Here is a 15955-nt window from a genome sequence, read left to right as displayed (position 1 = left end):
CGCGTACGCGTGCCATGCCGTGACCGATCCGGCCGCGCAGAGAGACAACGCTATGCAGCGACGCATCCACATCATCAGAACCCGTAGACCATTTTGGCGAGCAACGTGCGGCTCTGTTGCGCGATGACGTCCTGCACGAAGCCGGGGCCGGCGGGATCGGCATAGCGGCGATCGAACACGTTATAGACGGACAAGGACACGTCCGCGCGCGGCACGAGCTTACGGCTATGAACGGAGACGTTCGCGACGCAGTAGCCGCCAGCCGAACCGGCTTGCGCCAGCCGCGACGAGATGCACTGCGCTTCGGCGCCCACGCGCGCCCACTTTGCGAACAACGGCGCGCTCACGTTGACCTTGCCCATGTGGCGCGGCGAATTCTGCAAGGCGCCGCCGTTGATGGAATCACGCGAAAACTGATACGAGTAGCTCGCGCGGGCGCGCACGCCCGAGGCGAACTGCTGCTGCCACGCGAGTTCGGCCCCGCGTGCCTGCGCGCGATCGACGTTGCGAAAGACATAGAGGCCCGTGTCCGAATCGACCGACTCGGTGATCAGATCGCGCAACGTATACCGAAAGAGCGTGACGGTCGCGCGCCCGAGGCTGCCGAGCGCGCGTTCATAGACGATTTCCTGCGTGTCGATATGCTCTGACTTCAGCAACGGATTCGCGAGCTGGCCGCCATCGCCGGGAATCGCGTAGTACATCTCGTACGCGTTCGGGGCGCGATAGGATCCACCGTAAATCAGCTTGAGCGTATCGCTCGCGGTCGGTTGCCAGATCAGCGCAATCCGCGGGCTGAAGTTGCCGCCCACGTGCGTCTCCGTATCGAAGCGCCCGCCGATATCGAGCGTGAGCGGTTCGGCGAGTTTGATTTCATCGTCGATATAAAAGCCTGCGCGCTGGCTCATGCGATGATCGTCGAGCAGCTTGGCGTACGGCGCGACGTTGTAATTCCATTGATTCTGCGCCGCGTTCATCGCGTAATCGACGCCCACCATGATGCGATTGCGCGGCACGGTGCGCAAGGTGGCGTGGACATCGCCGCCGTACCAGGCTGCATGATCGCCGTCGAGGTTCGCGATTCCGGGCGCCGGCGCCTGCAACTCGCGGCCCGTGTAGTCATAGCGGCCGGCATACAGCTCGTAGTCGATCGCGATGTCTTCACGCACGCTCTGCGTGTAAGTGGCATCGACGAAGGAATGCGTGTCGGTCACGCTCATCGGCGCGTTGAACACGGCGTCGTACGGCGCGCCGGGCACGTCTTTCGTCCGGTTGCCGTAGCCCGCGCTGATGCGAAATCCGCCCACGCCGAACTTGGCGAACACCGTCTGGTTGCGCTCGCCGTCGAGGCTCTGCGCGATGCCGTGGTTCTGCTCCGGCGTATCGAACTCCGGATAGTAGAGATCTTGTCCGTGCCGCTCGTAGGCCGTGGCGGACAGCACGAGATCGGCGCCGTTCGCGCCATGCCAGCCGTACGTGCCGCGCGCTTCTTTCTCGCCGAAGCTGCCGACGGCGCCCGCGACCTGCGCGCCGCCGATTGCGCTGCCCTTCTTCGTGACGACGTTGACGACGCCGAACAACGCATTCGAGCCGTACACGGCCGATCCCGGACCGGGTATGTACTCGATGCGCTCGACGAGATCCATGTCCACCGGAAAATCCCGGCCGACGGGCGCCTGTCCATAGACGGCGTCGTTCAGGCGCATGCCGTCGATCAGCAGCAGGAAGCGGCTGTTGTAGTCGCCCGGACGCTGGAAGCCGCGCGCGCCGAGATACGAGTACATGCGGTCCGAACTGACATAGAGGCCCGGCAGCGTGGCGAGCGCGTCGCCAAGCGTGCGCCAGCCGTAATCGCGGATGTCGCTCGCTGTGAGGACCATGACGGCGGCAGGCGCGCTCGATGCAGACTGTTCGATCCGCGTCGCGCCGCTCACGGTCAGGTTCATCAGCGATTCGAGCGGCATCGACGCGAGGTCATCGCTCGCGCCGCCGTCGGCCTGTGCGGAAGCGCCCGCCAGCGACGCCGCTGACGCGGCGCAAGCAGGCGGGGTCCAAGCGCTCAATGCCGCGGCGAGGACCGTACCGGCAAGCAGAGGCACCGACGCGGCGGCGAGGCACGGGCGTCGCGATGGGACACAGGGGATCAACATCTCTTGCGGCTTTCTTATGAACGTTTCCGTTCGTTCTTATCGGCAAGGATGCGAGGACGCTTTAGCCAGATTTGCTCGCCCCGCCTGGCGAGCCGGTCTGTATCGGCAATTCTTCCCTGAACTTGAGCGCATGTCGACGCAGTGTCGTTCGCTTTAGAAGCGCTCTACCCACGGCCTCAATTCGATCTCCCACGTCCAGGCGCTCCGATGCTGCCGGTGAACGTGAAGATATTCCCGCGCGATCGCGTCGGGGTCGAGCCATGCGTCGGGCGCGTCCGCGCCGTCGCGCTGCATCGCGCTGCTCGCAATGCCGCCGTCGATCACGAAGTGCGCGACGTGAATATTCTTCGGAGCCAATTCCCGTGCGAGGCATTGCGCCATGCCGCGCAGCGCGAACTTGCCCATCGCGAACGGCGTCGACCCGGGCAGGCCCTTCACGCTCGCGGTTGCGCCGGTCAACAGGATCGAGCCGCTTCCGCGCGCGAGCATGCCCACGGCCGCCGCCTGGGCGACGAGCAGGCCGCCTATGGCCGTGACGTCGAGCGCATCGCGGAGCCTGCCGGCGTCGATCTGTCCGACGGGCGAACGATAGCGGCCGCTCGCGTTGTACACGACGAGGTCCGGAGCACCGAATTGAGCGCTCACCTGCGCGAAGAGATTCTCGACGTCGCGCGCCTGGCTCGCGTCGCATGCGACGGCGACCGCGCCGGTTTCATCGACGAGTGGCGCGAGCTTGATCGTGTCGCGCGCGGCGAGCGCGACCTGCATGCCTTCCTTCGCGAAGAGCCGGGCCAGCGATGCGCTCAGCCCCTGCCCAGCGCCGACGATCAGCGCCGTTTCCGTTCGATTCATGGCGGTTTCTCCATTTCGAAACATTGAGCACCCGCGACGAACGTTCGACTAGAACCTCCGGAAGATCGGTTCGAGCAGGCGAAAGTCCAGCGGCTTCTTAAGGAAGACGTCCCACGCTTGCGGGCCATCGGCGGGACGCATTTTTCCCGACGTCAGAACGACAGGGATGCGCGCCAGCCCGGGAACGGAGCGGAGTCGCTCGCACAATGTCACGCCGTCGAACAGCGGCATCTCCCAGTCGGTCACGACCAGGTCCGGCAGCATGCGAACGGCGGTGGCGAGCGCGTCGACACCGTTTCGCGCCAGAAGCACCTTGAAGCCGCGCGACTCGAAGACCGCTTCGAGCGCGTGAAGAGAGAGTGTGTCGTCATCGACCAGAAGAACGCAAGTCATGAGGCCGCCGGCGTGGAAGTCCCTTCGGGCTACGCAACCGTTGTGCCGCGACCTCGGCGGCTCTTTGCGGATCCTTTACAAGCGGTGCCGCAGCCTGCTTACGGTGTACCGGCTCGCGAGTTCGGGCCTGGTAGCGGACGTCCCTCGGCTCGTCGCGTTGCCCTCACCGCGCCGGGGCGATGGTGCTGCAAATATCATCGAGCGCCCATTTGACTTGCCGCTCGCGACAGCAATCGCCGGCGGCGGCCGAGGCGCGTCACGTCCGCGCCGTTCGGTTCCCGACCGCAAGGCCTCGCCCCAGTCTGTCCACGATGCACACGCCCCGAACGGCCGTTCTCGGCCCTGGCCACGGCCTAGCCTGCGCACACCGTACACATCGGTAAGGGTTCGTCGTCGATGAAGCGGACGAACCATCCGCAACGTGCACGCACCTGGCGGATTTCAGGGTATGCCGCTCGCCGCGCCGGCCGAGCCGCGGACGGCGGACGGCGGCGGCGGGCGGCGGGCGGCGGGCGGCGGGACGACTCACCCTGTGCCCGATCCGCCGCCGCCCTCACGCAAGTCACTTCACTTCGAAGCTGTAATCGCCGTGCGTGCGATGCCCGTCGTCCGCGACAGCCGCCCAGTGGACGGTGTAACGCCCCGCCGGCAACGCCGGCAGCGCAAGCGTGGCGATGGACGGCTGCTGCGCATCCACCTTCGACTTCTCGGTGTTGACCTGCTTGCCGCTTGCATCGGTGACGGTCAGCGTCGAGAAGGCGGGCTCGAGCGGCCCGTCGAAGACAATGCGGATGCGCGGCGGCGCGGCCACCGTCGCGCCCGCGCCCGGTTCCTGCTTCTGCGGAAACACATGCGCGCACGCGGCGGCGGACACCATCAGCCCGACCGCCCACGCCGCACCGCTCGCGAGCCACCGCCCGGCATTGCGATGTTTTCTCATTTTCTGGCCTCGCTTATTTGAAGAACGGCTTGCCGAGCGTCTTCGGCGCGACGTCGTCGAAGAAAATGTGCGCCTGAACCAGAATGCCGACATGTGAGCCGCTCGCGCGGTTGAGCGGAATCTGCGCTTCGACGCCGAACTGCCCGTAGCGATTAATCCAGATGAAGCCGGGATTGACCGTGCCCGTCGTCTGTCCCTGGCTTCTCGATAGCGGAATCTCGACGAGCGGAACGATGTTCGAAAACGGCTGCGGCAAGCCCACGTCGCGCACGTGCTGCTGAAGATACGGCAGGCTGTACTGCACCGTGAATCCGTAGTTGAAGGCGTTCGGCTGGCCCGAGCCCGTGGTCAGCGCGGGCCCGGCTTCCGCCGTGATCGCCACGGGCCGCAGGTAGGCGAGCGAGTCCGGCAGATCGCCCATGCCCTTGCCCGCATAAAGCGTCGGCGAAATGGTCGAATGGCTGTCCGCGATCGCGCGGCTTCCGGTGCCGCCCAGCTCGGCGCTGACGCCGACCGACGTCATGAACTCGTGCGCCTCGTTGACGTAAAGAAGGTACTTGAGTCCGACCTCGACGTTGTCGAAGCCGTGCGCCGTCGGATTGTTCTGCATCGCGTACGCGCCGCCGACCGACACCGCGAGCCTCGGCGTGATCAGCTTGTCGTATTCGAATTCGAAGGTATTGATGCTCTGATCGCCGTCGTCGCCGGGCACGCGAATGTGCCCGAACTGGAGATTGGCCTCGTCGCCGACGCCGGGGTCGTCGACCGCCATGGTCGAGGGAAAGATGCGATCGCCGGCAACGGAGTGCGCCCCGGCCACAGCAGGCAAGAGAAACAGGGCGGCCGCGATGGCCGAAGCGAGTGACGCCGCAGGCAGCAAATGCCCGCAGCGCGTCGAGATGACGTGCATGTCGTGTCCTTGAATGAGGTCGTCGTCATGCCGCCGCGGGTCGGTTCGCCGATGCGCGGGGCATTGCGATGCGCTTCACGCATCGCGTCGATCAGAATCACTTCAGGACAAGACAGGGGGCGCGCGAGGCTGCGACGGCGACACGCGCGCCACCAGCCGAACGCTTTCGAAGCGCGTCGCCGCCCGATGGACGATGGCCTCGACCGTCAGCGCGAAACGGGTCGGCGCGATGGGCACGGTGGGCATGTGCGCAAAGAGGCCGCAATAGCCGCACGCCTGCCCGTCGGACATCGACGTGCCGTCCTTCGACTTCCCGGCGGGCGCATGCTGCATCTCCGGCATGGAACAGTCCATGTCGGCTGCCGCGTGCTCGTGGTGCGACGCGGCGACTGTCTGCGAAACGGTCGGGGCGAGCGACACCATCAGGATTGCAAGCAATCCCAACAGCGTGCCAATGGTCCGAGTAAAACGGCTTCGCATGAGCCCGACGTTCCGATGAGTACCGTGTCGAGTATGCCACGCGCATTCGCTGCGTTCGTCGCCTTTTGTGCAGGATGTCGCGGCCGACGGCCGCCGAACCCGAAAGCTCGGTGAGGCCGTCGACTGTTCCTGCCGGCAGAGATCAGACGTTGGGTGTGCCGCTTTGCGGATCGGCCGGCGTGGCCGGGTCGGCCGTGGTAGCCGCAGGCGCGTAGTTCACGATGTTGGGCAGTCGCGGGCTGCTCGAATTCGTGCTGTCGAGAATGCGCGATTGAATCGTCGTGTTGTCCGTCACGCCCCAGAAGTTGTTCGAGAAATCGAGCGTATGGACCGCCGACGCGTTATACGTGCCATGCGCCGCGATGACCTGGCGATTGAGATTCGGCGAATCCTTCTTGAAGAGGAAGGAATTGTTCTTCGCGATGCCGGTGGGCGCGCCCGTCGCCGGAAAATCGTCGATCAGCACGAGCCCGTCCACCATGTTCACGAACAGGTTATTCTGCATGACGACCGAAGGATCGAATGCAAACGCGGCCGAGTCGACGAACGTGTTGTACTTCAGCGTGGCGTTCTTGAAGCTCGGATAGCCGTTCGTTCCGGCCTGATAGGTGGTGACGCCCGCGCGAACGATCCGCGTGACGTTCATCCGGTACGCCTGGCTGTAGGTCATCGAGAACGGCGCTGCGGGGCTGATCTGCACGAACGCGTCTTGCAGCAGCGCGTGCTGGATGCTGACGGTGCCGCCGCCCACGGTGCCGTCCACGTTGCTGACGGTCACGCCGAGCAGTTGCGCCTGATTGCTGCCGCCCACGTTCAGTTGCCCCGCCACGTTGATGATGCCCTTGGCCGGCACGGTGCCGATGCAGTCGGCCGCGCAAGGCACGGGCTTCAGGCCCTCGACGACGACGCCATCCGGAATCGTGAGCGTCGCGCCCTTGGCGACCTGCACCGTTCCCGCGATGTAGTACGGCGAGCCGCTCGCGGGCCACGTCGTATCCGCGGAGATGACCGTACCATCGGCGATGACGGTTTGCGGCTGCGCGTACACGTAGGCCGTGACGACCTTGCCCGATGCATCCGAACATGCTTTCGACGCGTCCGTGGTGAAAGGACCGCCCGAGCACACCGTGGCCGTGGAACCGGACGCAGGCGCGGCCGACGCCGCCGTCGTTCCACCGTTCGACGCACCGCCACCGCCACCGCCGCCGCACGCAGCCAACAGGACACTCAACGCAACCGCTGCACGTGATTTCATTTGCTTCCCCGTATTTGTTTTCGCTTGTTCCGCCTCTCAAGTCGGGCGGTCAGGGAGAACAGTACACGCTAGGCAAACGCGCAATTGTGCGGTGTTTAACGTATCGGGCGAATTCGTCTTACCTTTGACTTTGGCGCGACTTTCGACGGCGGATCGCGACGCCTTTCAACCGGCATTCAGGTTTCCGCTCAACCGCGCGTGGAACGCACGGCTGCGCTCGTCCAGCCCGACGAACTGCACGGCCGCATCGCGCTGCCGATACTTGCTCTGGATCGAGTCCAGCACCGCGACGGTCGATGCATCCCACACCTGCGATTTCGTGAAGTCGATGACGACCGAGCGCGGATCGGCGTCGTACTCGAACTGGTCGACGAGATCGTTGCTGCTGCCGAAGAAAAGCGGTCCGTGCACTTCGTAACGCACGCTTTCGCCGTCGTCCGATACGGCGCGCGTCGTGCGGATCACGTGAGCGACGCGGCGCGCGAACAGGACGGTCGCCAACAGTACGCCGCCGACCACACCGATCGCGAGATTGCCCGTGTACACGGTCAGCGCAATCGAGGTGAGCATGACGGACGTTTCCATGAGCGGCATGCGGCGCAACGTGGCCGGGCGCAGGCTGTGCCAGTCCACCGTCTTGACCGCGACGACCATCATCACGCCGGCGAGCGCGACCATCGGGATGCGCGCCATCACCGAACTCAGGCCGGTGATGAGCAGGAGCAGCGTGGCCGCCGCCGCGAGCGTGGACACGCGCGTGCGCGCCCCGCCGATCTCCACGTTCACGACCGTCTGCCCGATCATCGCGCAGCCGGCAATGCCGCCGAACGCGCCCGCGCCGAGATTCGCGAGCCCGAGGGCCCACGATTCGCGCGACTTGTGCGAACGCGTCGCGGTCACTTCGTCGACGAGCTTCGCGGTCAAGAGCGTCTCCAGCAAGCCGACGAACGCAATGGACACCGCCGTCTGCCACACGATCTTCAAGGTGCCCAGATCGAACGGCACGGACCAGAGCGTGAGGCCGGGCAAGTCCGACGACATGGGACGGTCGCCGCCGACCGTCGGCACCGACCAGTGCAACGCAATGGCGAGCACGGTGGCCACGATAATCGCGATGAGCGGCGCCGGCACGGCGCGCGTCACGCGCGGCCCGATCACTACGATGGCGAGCGTGATCGCGAACAGCGCGTACACGGCCAGCGGTTTGTCGACGAGATGCGGAACCTGCGCGCAGAAGATGAGGACGCCGAGCGCGTTGACGAAACCGAGCATGACCGAGCGCGGAATAAAGCGCACGATGCGCGCGAAGCCCAGCGCGCCGAAGGCGATCTGTATCAAGCCCGCGAGCAGCACGGCGGGCAGAATGTAGCCCGCGCCGTGCGCGTGGACCATCGGCGCGACGACGAGCGCCACTGAACCCGCCGCGGCCGTCACCATCGCGGGCCGTCCGCCGAGCAGCGACGTGACGATCAGCAGCACGACCGAGGCGAACAGCGCCGCACGCGGCTCGACGCCGGAAATGAAGGCGAACGAAATGACTTCGGGGATCAGCGCGAGACTCGTCACGACGCCCGCGAGAATCTCCCGCACCCATTCGGCGCGTGATGACGGCAATGATAGGCGCGAGACGACGCGCGTGTGGGTCCCGGTCGCGGGTTGAGTCATGGCGGTATGGATTCGGACTAAGACGTGCGGCGCGAGTGCGCCGACACAGGGACAACAGAGGCTCGGCCCGCTAGCAACGCGATAGCTGCGGCTCGCGCATGCGATGCGTCGGGACGTGACGAAGAGCGCCTATTTTAACAGGATGGTGAAAATCGCGTCCGGGCGGCGCGCTCGCTCAACGCGTCAGCGTCATGAGAATGTCCGCGTACCACGCGCTGTTAAGGCCGAGCGTCTCATCCATCTGCACGTCGCGGGAGCCCATGTCGATCGTCGATGAGTGAATGCCCAGCAGCAGCCACGGCAGACGTGATTCTTCAGGCGTCCCTACGTTCGACGGGTCGCGGGTCACGACCGGCGCGCCGCTCGTGCCGCGATGCGTGCGCGCATCGGTGATGAAGCATCCCTTGCCCTGGAAACGCAGCCCGAACGCCGACGCGATGACGCCCTGCCTCACGACCGGCAGATGATGCAGCGAATCGTGAAAGCCCAGCGGAAAACCGACGATCAGCACCGAAGCGCCGACCGGCAGCGCGCCGTCGGGCTTCGGCAGATGCTCGGGACCGAACGCATCGAAGCGCGCGGTCGCGGGCAGGCGATCACGCTGAAGTTCAAGCACCGCGACGTCGATCGCGCCGCCGTCGTCCGCGCCTTCCCGCCAGAGCGCGACGCCATTCGCATACAACGGCAACGAGAACCACGTCGAAGCGCCGAGGTTGTCGGCGTCGATGTGCAGTTCAATTTCGAGCCGATCGGGAAAGTGCTCGCTCGGCGCATCGCTGACCACATGACGGCTCGTCACGAGAAAGAGCCGTTCATCGCGAGCAAAGAAGAACCCGCTCGCATTCGTCAGATGCGCTTCGTGCGCGAAGGTCCTGACGCGCGCAGCGGTGAGCAATAGCGGGTCGGCAGCGGGCATGCGGGGCACTGCGCGTTCGCTCGAAGCATGCGTGCTCGACTGCTCGGCATCGCGTCGAAGCTGGTCGAGCAGGACGACTAGCGCCTCGCGTTGCGGCGTTCCTTCGTCGGACGATACGAACGCCTCGACCGACATCTCCGATGCCTGCCCGCCCGAAGCCGCGTTAGGGACATGTTGAACGACGCGCGATTTGTCGGCGCCGATACGCAAGCGCCATGTATCGCCATTGGGGCTCGAATAGACGTCGAGGATATGCGCTTGCATGAGTGAGTGTCCTGTTGGAGCGCCATTGCGCATTCGGCCGATGAGGATAATCCGGCAACCGACGCTAGCGGTCAATCGTCGTTCGCATGAACGAGCAGCAAGTCGATCGCGGCTTGCCCTGGATGCGAGTCTCCGATTTGAAGCCGCGAGAAGGAAGGGTACGGACCATGAGGCGCTCGAGGTGCCGCAATCATTCGCCCTTGCGGGGAGCATGTGTCGAGCGCGGTCCATTATAGGCACATAACCGCGCAACGCCGCGGCCTCTTTGAAGCACGTCGAGCCGCTCGTGACGGCAGCCGGAAATTTCGCTGTACAAAGTCTCCGAAGCGCGTACGATGGACTGGCTTAGCGAGTCGTGACCGACGGCGAATAACGGCTAAAGACGCGAGCGGCACTCCGCAAGCTCATGCCCGCATGGATCGCGGCCGTGCAACACGGCCAATGCGTCATCAGTACCGATACCTTCCACGCCCTGTACAACTTTGCCGCCATCGCGCGGCGCGAGAGCATCTCATGACAGTCGACTTCCGTCTCTACCGTGGTCTGGAAATCTATCCGCTCGTGTTTCCGCACCGGCCCGCAATGGCCGGCCGCGCGCACAATTACGACGACGGTTTCGACGCCGCCGTGCGCATTCAGGATCCGAGCGTCCCAGACGGCGTGACGCGAAGCCGCGTGTTCAGGCTCGACGCGCGAGAGCCGTTCCGTAACGCGGGCGACGCGCGGCGCGCATCGACCGCTTATGCCGAGACAATGATCGACACGTGCGCGAAGGATCGGACGCTCTTCGATTGACGCGCGGAATGGCTGACACGCTGCATCGAAGGAAGGCATCATGCAATCGACTTCATCCCCCTATCGCATCGACCCGACGCCCCGCAGGGCGGACGGCGAATACATTGCTCACGCGCGCATCAGTGCGAGAAACGCGGACGGCAGCGAGACCGACGTCCTCATGAGCGGCGATCTCGCAGGCTTCGACTTGCGCGACGACGCGGTGGCCTTCGCCCGGCAATGGGCGCAGGAATGGCTGGCCGCGCGGTTCGGCGCGCTCGCGGACGAAGCGCCCGTTGCAGGCGCGCATCGCGCGATGACGGGCGAACGGCCGACGCGCGGGGAATCGTCTTCGCCGTGACCGGACGCGCCGCTCACGCTCGCCATGTGAAGCGGTCTTTGACATTTCGCCGTGAACGCATCACCATAAGTTTCCAATGTAAAAATTCGATGCTACCGTCATGATCGACAAGAGCGAAAGCGGCCTCGCCCAGCCGACGCGAGCCAGAAAGCGCGCGGCGACGCCAACGGAAAAAGAACAGCACAAGCCCTATCATCATGGGTCGCTGCCGCAAGCCTTGTTGCAGGCCGCCGAAGTGGTCCTGAAGCGCGACGGAATCAGCGGACTAAGCCTCAGAGCCATCGCGCGCCAGGCGGGCGTGTCGCATACCGCGCCTCAACATCACTTCGGCGACACAGCGGGCGTCCTGAGCGAACTCGCGGCCGATGGCTTCATGCGTCTGTCGGCGTGCATCGCGAATCGCGCGCGGGACGTGCAGGACGCGTCGGAGAGGCCGAGGGCCATCGCGCGTGGCTATATCGAGTTCGCGAAGCACAACCCGGATCTCATGCGGCTGATGTCGCGCGGCGAGATGTTCGATTCCGAAAGGCCATCGCTCATCGAAGCGAGAAGAACCGCTGGCCTCGCGTTGGCAGGCGTGTTCGGCGACGCGCCGCCCGCGCCGCCATCCGGCAAGCACACTTTCGGGCCGATGGACGCGTCGCGCGCCGTCGCGCTCACCGCAGCGTGGGCGTATGTGCACGGGCTCGCCTTGCTGCTGGTCGATGGTCGTCTGGACGGACTGGCCGCATCCGCCGAAGGCATTCGCCACGCAGACGATCTCGTCATGGCGGCGATCGATCAGGTGCAGCTGAGCATCGGCCAAGCCTCATGACGGGCGACGCGTACGGCGCTCAGGAACGCGCGAGCAGCAAGTCGCGCAATGCGCCGAGCGCCGCCGAGAAGTGCCCCTTGCGCCACACGAGCAGCGTGTCCACCCGGCCGAGATCACCGAGGGAATGCAGTTCCACTTCGTCGGCCAGTCCCGCCAGTTCCAGCACCGAGCGCGGCGCGACGGCCACGCCCGCGCCTGCTGACACGCACGCGACAATCGCGTGATACGAACCCAGCTCCAGCACGCGCGCCGGCCGGACGCCTTGCATGTCGTACCAGCGCATCGCATAGGCCCGATACGCGCAGCCGCGCTCGAATGCCACGAGCGTGAGGCCGGCGATCTGCTGCGCCATGGCGGTCGGATGCTGCCCGCGCGGCGTGACCATCACGAGTTCTTCCTCGAACACGGGGATCGTTTCGAACTGTTCGGCGGGAAGCGCGTTCGGCTCGATGGGACGCGCAAGCACGGCGGCATCGACTTCATAGGCGCGCACGCTGTCGATGAGCGCGCGAGTCACGCCCGTCGCCAGTTCCAGCGTCACATCAGGCCAGCGTTGATGGTAAGCCGCGAGCACGCGCGGCAGCCGGCTCGCGGCCGTGCTTTCCATGGTGCCGAGACGCAAACGCCCTTGCGGACGGTTTTCCCGCACCGCGTGACGCGCTTCGTCGGCCAGCGCGAGCAGGCGTTCGGCGTACGGCAGCAGCGTCTCGCCCGCGGGCGTGAGCACGAGCTTTCGGCCGTTGCGCTCGAAAAGCTCGGTGCCGAGCGTCTCCTCCAGTTGGCGAATGCGCGTGGTCACGTTCGACTGCACGCGATTGAGCTTCGCCGCCGCTTTGGTCACGCCCGCTTCGCGCACGACAGTCCGGAAAATCGCCAATGAGCCCAGGTCCATGATCTGCATCCGAGATTGATCGCATCTTGATTATTCATTTTTCAAGATGCGGCGGTCAAGCTAGCATCGAAAAACTGCTCGTCTTTCTCGATCTGTCATGGCTACGTCTGCTGAAGCTCACGCACTGTCAACGCATCCCGCGCGCGATGCGGCGCTCGCCTGTGCCGTCGCGCTCGCCGTGGCGCTCGGCGTCGGGCGATTCGCGTTCACGCCGCTGCTGCCGATGATGCTCAAGAGCGGCGCGCTCGATATTCGTCAGGGCGGATGGCTCGCATCGGCCAATTACGCGGGATATCTGGTCGGCGCGCTCACGTGCGCGGCCATTCGCATCGATCACGGCCGCATGGTGCGACTCGCGCTCGTGACGACCGCCGTCCTCACGCTGGCGATGGGCCTCGTGCACGCCTTCTGGGCGTGGACCGCCATACGCTTCGCGGCGGGCGTCGTCAGCGCGTGGGCGTTCGTGTTCGCATCGCAGTGGGGCCTGCGACGTCTCGCGGAACTGAACGCGCACGGCATGAGCGGCGTGATCTACGCGGGGCCGGGCGTCGGCATTGTCGCGACCGGCCTGCTTGGCGCGGGCGCTTCCGCCTCCGGCGTCAGCGCGCCGTGGGTGTGGACGGGCTTCGCGGCGTGCTCGGCCGTGGCGATCGCGTTCATCTGGCAGGCGTTCGCGCTGACGCCCTCGCCGGCCTCCGCGCACGGGCGCGCTACAAACGCCACCGCGCACGCCTCGACGCGTGGCGATGCGTTCTGGCTCGTCAGCCTGTATGGTCTCGCCGGCTTCGGCTACATCATCACCGCGACGTTTCTGCCGGTCATCGCGCGACATGCGTTGCCGGGGTCGCCGTGGCCCGATCTGTTCTGGCCGGCCTTCGGTCTGGCGCTGATGGTGGGCGCGCTCTTCGCCGCGCGTCTGCCGATTGCATGGGACAACCGGCGCTTGCTGGCCGCGTGCTATGTCGTGCAGGCGGCGGGCATCGGTCTCGGCGTCGTGTCGCCGACCGCCATCGGGCTGGGCGCGGGCACCGTGCTGCTCGGCTTGCCATTCACCGCGATCACGCTCTTCGCCATGCGCGAAGCGCGCCGGTTGCGCGGCGACGCGGCAGCCGGCCTGATGGGCTACGCCACGGGCGCCTATGGTCTCGGACAGATCGTCGGGCCGATCGTCGCCGCGCCGATCGCCCAGCGAACGGGATCTTTCTCGTACGCGCTGTGGATCGCGGCTGCGGCGCTGGCGCTGGGCGCGGTGGCGTTGGCTATCGTGAGCAGGCGCGGCGGCGCGCAAGCGTAGCGAACCGCGCCTGGCGTCCGATATGCCTGTCGGACGCTTACCGCCGTGTTAATTCGACTCGGCCTGCCCTTCGACGGCCTTCGCCCTGCGCGGCTTCTTCGCGGGCTTGGGAGCTTCGGCACCAGCCGTCTTGCTGCCGCGTTTGGCTTTCGGCTCGCTCGCAGCGGCGGCAGACTTCGGCTTCGCTTCGGCCGCCGGTTCTTTCGCCTTCGTTGGCTTCTTCGCGGCGGACTTCGGTTCGGACTTCGGTGCCGACTTCGCCGCTGTCTTGGTTGCGGTCTTGGCCGCTGTCTTGGCTGCGGTCTTTACCGGCGGCTTCGTCTTGGCTTTCGCCTTCTTGTCGGCGCCGGACGTATCGGACGTATCGGACGTATCGGGGCTCGCGGATGCAGCGCCCTTCTTGGCTTTCGCCGGCTTCTTTGCGCCTGACGCCGCATGCTCGTCGATGACCGCATCGCGCGACGGCGTGGCGCCTTCTTCCTTCAGTTGAGCGATGGCCTGCTGCCAATAAACGTGATCGCGCCCGGAATGTCGGCCATCGGCCTCCCAGAGGAGATAGGCACGGGTTCGGATATCTTCTTCGCGCAACTTGGACTGCATCGTGACTCCGAGGGCTGAGTGAGGTTCAAGCGAACATATCAGGTCGTCTCGCGCCGTTCAACCGCGGACCGCAATCGCACGGCGGTTCGGGGCAAGGCACGCGCCGTGCCCGCTCTTACGCATCCCCGGAAGTCACGAGATTGCGGCGGCAGCGAACGCATCCTCGCGCCGCCGCTCTCACACGACCTTGATAGTCACGTCGATATTGCCGCGCGTCGCCTTCGAGTACGGGCAGGTCTGATGCGCGCCCTCGACGATCGCGTGTGCCGTATCGCGGTCGATGCCCGGCAGACTCACCGCAAGCCGCGCGCGCAGCAGATACGCGCCGTCGTGAGTGCCGAGATCCACTTCGGCGTCGACGGCCGTATCGTCGGGCAACTTCACTTGCAACACGGCGGCGGCCTTGCGCATGGCGCCGATGAAACACGCCGACCAGCCTGCCGCGAACATCTGCTCCGGGTTGGTGCCCGCGCCGGCCGCGCCGGGCGTCGAGAGCTTCACGTCGAGCCGGCCGTCGGAACTGCGCGCGTGTCCTTCGCGGCCTCCGGTCACCCGCGTTTTGCCGGTATAAAGCACAGTATCCATGTGTGTCGTCATGGTGATCCTCGAATGTTTTAAATCAGGCGATGCGACGCGCGAGTCTTCAGCTACCGCGATAAAGACTCGCCAGCGCCGCGATCTGTCCGCTCTTTTGCGCCTGCGCGAGTTCGCTGCGGACTTCAGCGCGCGTCTTGCCCATGACGCGATGCACCGCCGACGACTGCGTATCCTGCGACGCGGGCGCGGTATCGTTGACTGCGGCTTGCGCGGCTCCCGCAAGAGCGCTGGCGGCGACGAACAAAGCGATGATCGAAGTTTTCATGATTGAGCTCCTTGACGTTGAAAGTGATCCTCGAATAGTCGGGAATCAGGCGATGCGACGCGCGAGTCTTCAGCTACCGCGATACAGACTGGCCAGCGCCGCGATCTGTCCGCTCTTTTGCGCCTGCACGAGTTCGCTTCGGACTTCAGCGCGCGTCTTGCCCGCGACGCGGTGCACCGCCGACGACTGCATATCCTGCGACGCGGGCGCGGTATCGTTGACTGCGGCTTGCGCGGCTCCCGCGAAAGCGCTGGCGGCGACGAACAAAGCGATGATCGAAGTTTTCATGATTGAGCTCCTTGAGGTTGAAAGTGATCCTCGAATAGTCGGGAATCAGGCGATGCGATGCGCGAGTCTTCAGCTGCCGCGATACAGACTCGCCAGCGCCGCGATCTGTCCGCTCTTTTGCGCCTGCACGAGTTCGCTGCGGACTTCGGCGCGCGTCTTGCCCGCGACGCGATGCACCGCCGACGACTGCGTATCCTGCGACGCGGGCGCGGTATCGTTGACTGCGGCTTGCGCGGCTCCCGCAA

19 protein-coding genes are annotated in these 15955 nt (G+C 65.6%); 4 read left to right on the top strand and 15 right to left on the bottom strand.

Annotated elements, in window-relative coordinates; genetic code table 11:
* Positions 1-74: 74 nt before the first annotated feature.
* The 9 genes from NCR37_RS24360 to NCR37_RS24320 form a co-directional block, all read right to left on the bottom strand.
* Entirely contained in the window at positions 75-2063 is a 1989-nt protein-coding gene (locus tag NCR37_RS24360) for a TonB-dependent receptor plug domain-containing protein (protein WP_502800584.1), read from the bottom strand.
* A gap of 240 nt (positions 2064-2303) precedes the next feature.
* Positions 2304-3002, bottom strand: a complete 699-nt coding sequence (locus NCR37_RS24355) for an SDR family NAD(P)-dependent oxidoreductase (RefSeq protein ID WP_250475374.1) — start codon at positions 3000-3002, stop codon at positions 2304-2306.
* Positions 3003-3050: 48 nt separating this feature from the next.
* The gene (locus NCR37_RS24350; RefSeq protein WP_250475373.1) at positions 3051-3395 is read right to left on the bottom strand and encodes a response regulator; all 345 of its coding nucleotides are present in this window, start codon (positions 3393-3395) and stop codon (positions 3051-3053) included.
* A gap of 562 nt (positions 3396-3957) precedes the next feature.
* Positions 3958-4272, bottom strand: a complete 315-nt coding sequence (locus NCR37_RS24345; protein WP_502800591.1) for a copper resistance CopC family protein — start codon at positions 4270-4272, stop codon at positions 3958-3960.
* A gap of 76 nt (positions 4273-4348) precedes the next feature.
* Entirely contained in the window at positions 4349-5245 is an 897-nt protein-coding gene (locus NCR37_RS24340; RefSeq protein ID WP_250475371.1) for a copper resistance protein B, read from the bottom strand.
* A 102-nt stretch (positions 5246-5347) separates the two neighbouring features.
* Positions 5348-5725, bottom strand: a complete 378-nt coding sequence (locus NCR37_RS24335; RefSeq protein ID WP_250475370.1) for a DUF2946 domain-containing protein — start codon at positions 5723-5725, stop codon at positions 5348-5350.
* Positions 5726-5867: 142 nt separating this feature from the next.
* Entirely contained in the window at positions 5868-6980 is a 1113-nt protein-coding gene (locus NCR37_RS24330; RefSeq protein WP_250475369.1) for a hypothetical protein, read from the bottom strand.
* Positions 6981-7145: 165 nt separating this feature from the next.
* Positions 7146-8594: a SulP family inorganic anion transporter gene (locus NCR37_RS24325; RefSeq protein WP_250475368.1), complete on the bottom strand. Its 1449-nt coding sequence runs from the start codon at positions 8592-8594 to the stop codon at positions 7146-7148.
* Positions 8595-8820: 226 nt separating this feature from the next.
* Positions 8821-9825: a S1 family peptidase gene (locus NCR37_RS24320; protein ID WP_350029090.1), complete on the bottom strand. Its 1005-nt coding sequence runs from the start codon at positions 9823-9825 to the stop codon at positions 8821-8823.
* Between the two features lie 513 nt (positions 9826-10338).
* On the opposite strand from NCR37_RS24320, the gene NCR37_RS24315 reads away from it, so the two are divergent.
* The 3 genes from NCR37_RS24315 (at position 10339) to NCR37_RS24305 (ending at position 11774) form a co-directional block, all read left to right on the top strand.
* The gene (locus tag NCR37_RS24315; RefSeq protein WP_250475367.1) at positions 10339-10620 is read left to right on the top strand and encodes a hypothetical protein; all 282 of its coding nucleotides are present in this window, start codon (positions 10339-10341) and stop codon (positions 10618-10620) included.
* A 40-nt stretch (positions 10621-10660) separates the two neighbouring features.
* A complete protein-coding gene (locus tag NCR37_RS24310) occupies positions 10661-10960 on the top strand; it encodes a hypothetical protein (protein WP_502800583.1) in 300 nt (99 codons plus the stop codon).
* A 100-nt stretch (positions 10961-11060) separates the two neighbouring features.
* On the top strand, positions 11061-11774 hold the full coding sequence (locus NCR37_RS24305; RefSeq protein ID WP_250475366.1) for a TetR/AcrR family transcriptional regulator: 714 nt from the start codon (positions 11061-11063) through the stop codon (positions 11772-11774).
* 19 nt (positions 11775-11793) lie between these two features.
* Here the strand turns inward: NCR37_RS24305 and NCR37_RS24300 are convergent, their stop codons facing one another.
* Positions 11794-12666, bottom strand: coding sequence for a LysR family transcriptional regulator (locus NCR37_RS24300; protein WP_250475365.1), 873 nt, complete (start codon positions 12664-12666; stop codon positions 11794-11796).
* Between the two features lie 97 nt (positions 12667-12763).
* Here NCR37_RS24300 and NCR37_RS24295 point away from each other — a divergent pair, with 97 nt between their 5' ends.
* On the top strand, positions 12764-13960 hold the full coding sequence (locus tag NCR37_RS24295; RefSeq protein ID WP_250475364.1) for a YbfB/YjiJ family MFS transporter: 1197 nt from the start codon (positions 12764-12766) through the stop codon (positions 13958-13960).
* Positions 13961-14008: 48 nt separating this feature from the next.
* On the opposite strand, the gene NCR37_RS24290 is transcribed toward NCR37_RS24295, so the two are convergent.
* The 5 genes from NCR37_RS24290 to NCR37_RS24270 form a co-directional block, all read right to left on the bottom strand.
* Positions 14009-14560: a DUF2934 domain-containing protein gene (locus tag NCR37_RS24290; RefSeq protein WP_250475363.1), complete on the bottom strand. Its 552-nt coding sequence runs from the start codon at positions 14558-14560 to the stop codon at positions 14009-14011.
* A gap of 177 nt (positions 14561-14737) precedes the next feature.
* Positions 14738-15157, bottom strand: a complete 420-nt coding sequence (locus NCR37_RS24285; RefSeq protein WP_284507016.1) for an organic hydroperoxide resistance protein — start codon at positions 15155-15157, stop codon at positions 14738-14740.
* A gap of 46 nt (positions 15158-15203) precedes the next feature.
* Positions 15204-15422, bottom strand: a complete 219-nt coding sequence (locus tag NCR37_RS24280) for a DUF4148 domain-containing protein (protein ID WP_250475362.1) — start codon at positions 15420-15422, stop codon at positions 15204-15206.
* A gap of 69 nt (positions 15423-15491) precedes the next feature.
* Positions 15492-15710: a DUF4148 domain-containing protein gene (locus tag NCR37_RS24275; RefSeq protein ID WP_250475361.1), complete on the bottom strand. Its 219-nt coding sequence runs from the start codon at positions 15708-15710 to the stop codon at positions 15492-15494.
* Positions 15711-15779: 69 nt separating this feature from the next.
* Positions 15780-15955: DUF4148 domain-containing protein (locus NCR37_RS24270; protein ID WP_250475565.1), on the bottom strand; the 176-nt coding region annotated here is incomplete at its 5' end.

The sequence above is a fragment of the Caballeronia sp. GAFFF1 genome, assembly GCF_023630705.1.
Taxonomy (GTDB): Bacteria; Pseudomonadota; Gammaproteobacteria; order Burkholderiales; family Burkholderiaceae; genus Caballeronia.
This window is presented reverse-complemented; position numbering and strand designations above follow the sequence as displayed.

Bases quoted from the DNA above. Each gene is read 5' to 3' on its own strand.
- NCR37_RS24355 (WP_250475374.1), bottom strand. From the start codon at position 3,002: ATGAATCGAACGGAAACGGCGCTGATCGTCGGCGCTGGGCAGGGGCTG.
- NCR37_RS24350 (WP_250475373.1), bottom strand. From the start codon at position 3,395: ATGACTTGCGTTCTTCTGGTCGATGACGACACACTCTCTCTTCACGCG.
- NCR37_RS24345 (WP_502800591.1), bottom strand. From the start codon at position 4,272: ATGGTGTCCGCCGCCGCGTGCGCGCATGTGTTTCCGCAGAAGCAGGAA.
- NCR37_RS24340 (WP_250475371.1), bottom strand. From the start codon at position 5,245: ATGCACGTCATCTCGACGCGCTGCGGGCATTTGCTGCCTGCGGCGTCA.
- NCR37_RS24335 (WP_250475370.1), bottom strand. From the start codon at position 5,725: ATGCGAAGCCGTTTTACTCGGACCATTGGCACGCTGTTGGGATTGCTT.
- NCR37_RS24330 (WP_250475369.1), bottom strand. From the start codon at position 6,980: ATGAAATCACGTGCAGCGGTTGCGTTGAGTGTCCTGTTGGCTGCGTGC.
- NCR37_RS24320 (WP_350029090.1), bottom strand. From the start codon at position 9,825: ATGCAAGCGCATATCCTCGACGTCTATTCGAGCCCCAATGGCGATACA.
- NCR37_RS24315 (WP_250475367.1), top strand. From the start codon at position 10,339: ATGACAGTCGACTTCCGTCTCTACCGTGGTCTGGAAATCTATCCGCTC.
- NCR37_RS24310 (WP_502800583.1), top strand. From the start codon at position 10,661: ATGCAATCGACTTCATCCCCCTATCGCATCGACCCGACGCCCCGCAGG.
- NCR37_RS24305 (WP_250475366.1), top strand. From the start codon at position 11,061: ATGATCGACAAGAGCGAAAGCGGCCTCGCCCAGCCGACGCGAGCCAGA.
- NCR37_RS24300 (WP_250475365.1), bottom strand. From the start codon at position 12,666: ATGGACCTGGGCTCATTGGCGATTTTCCGGACTGTCGTGCGCGAAGCG.
- NCR37_RS24295 (WP_250475364.1), top strand. From the start codon at position 12,764: ATGGCTACGTCTGCTGAAGCTCACGCACTGTCAACGCATCCCGCGCGC.
- NCR37_RS24290 (WP_250475363.1), bottom strand. From the start codon at position 14,560: ATGCAGTCCAAGTTGCGCGAAGAAGATATCCGAACCCGTGCCTATCTC.
- NCR37_RS24285 (WP_284507016.1), bottom strand. From the start codon at position 15,157: ATGACGACACACATGGATACTGTGCTTTATACCGGCAAAACGCGGGTG.
- NCR37_RS24280 (WP_250475362.1), bottom strand. From the start codon at position 15,422: ATGAAAACTTCGATCATCGCTTTGTTCGTCGCCGCCAGCGCTCTTGCG.
- NCR37_RS24275 (WP_250475361.1), bottom strand. From the start codon at position 15,710: ATGAAAACTTCGATCATCGCTTTGTTCGTCGCCGCCAGCGCTTTCGCG.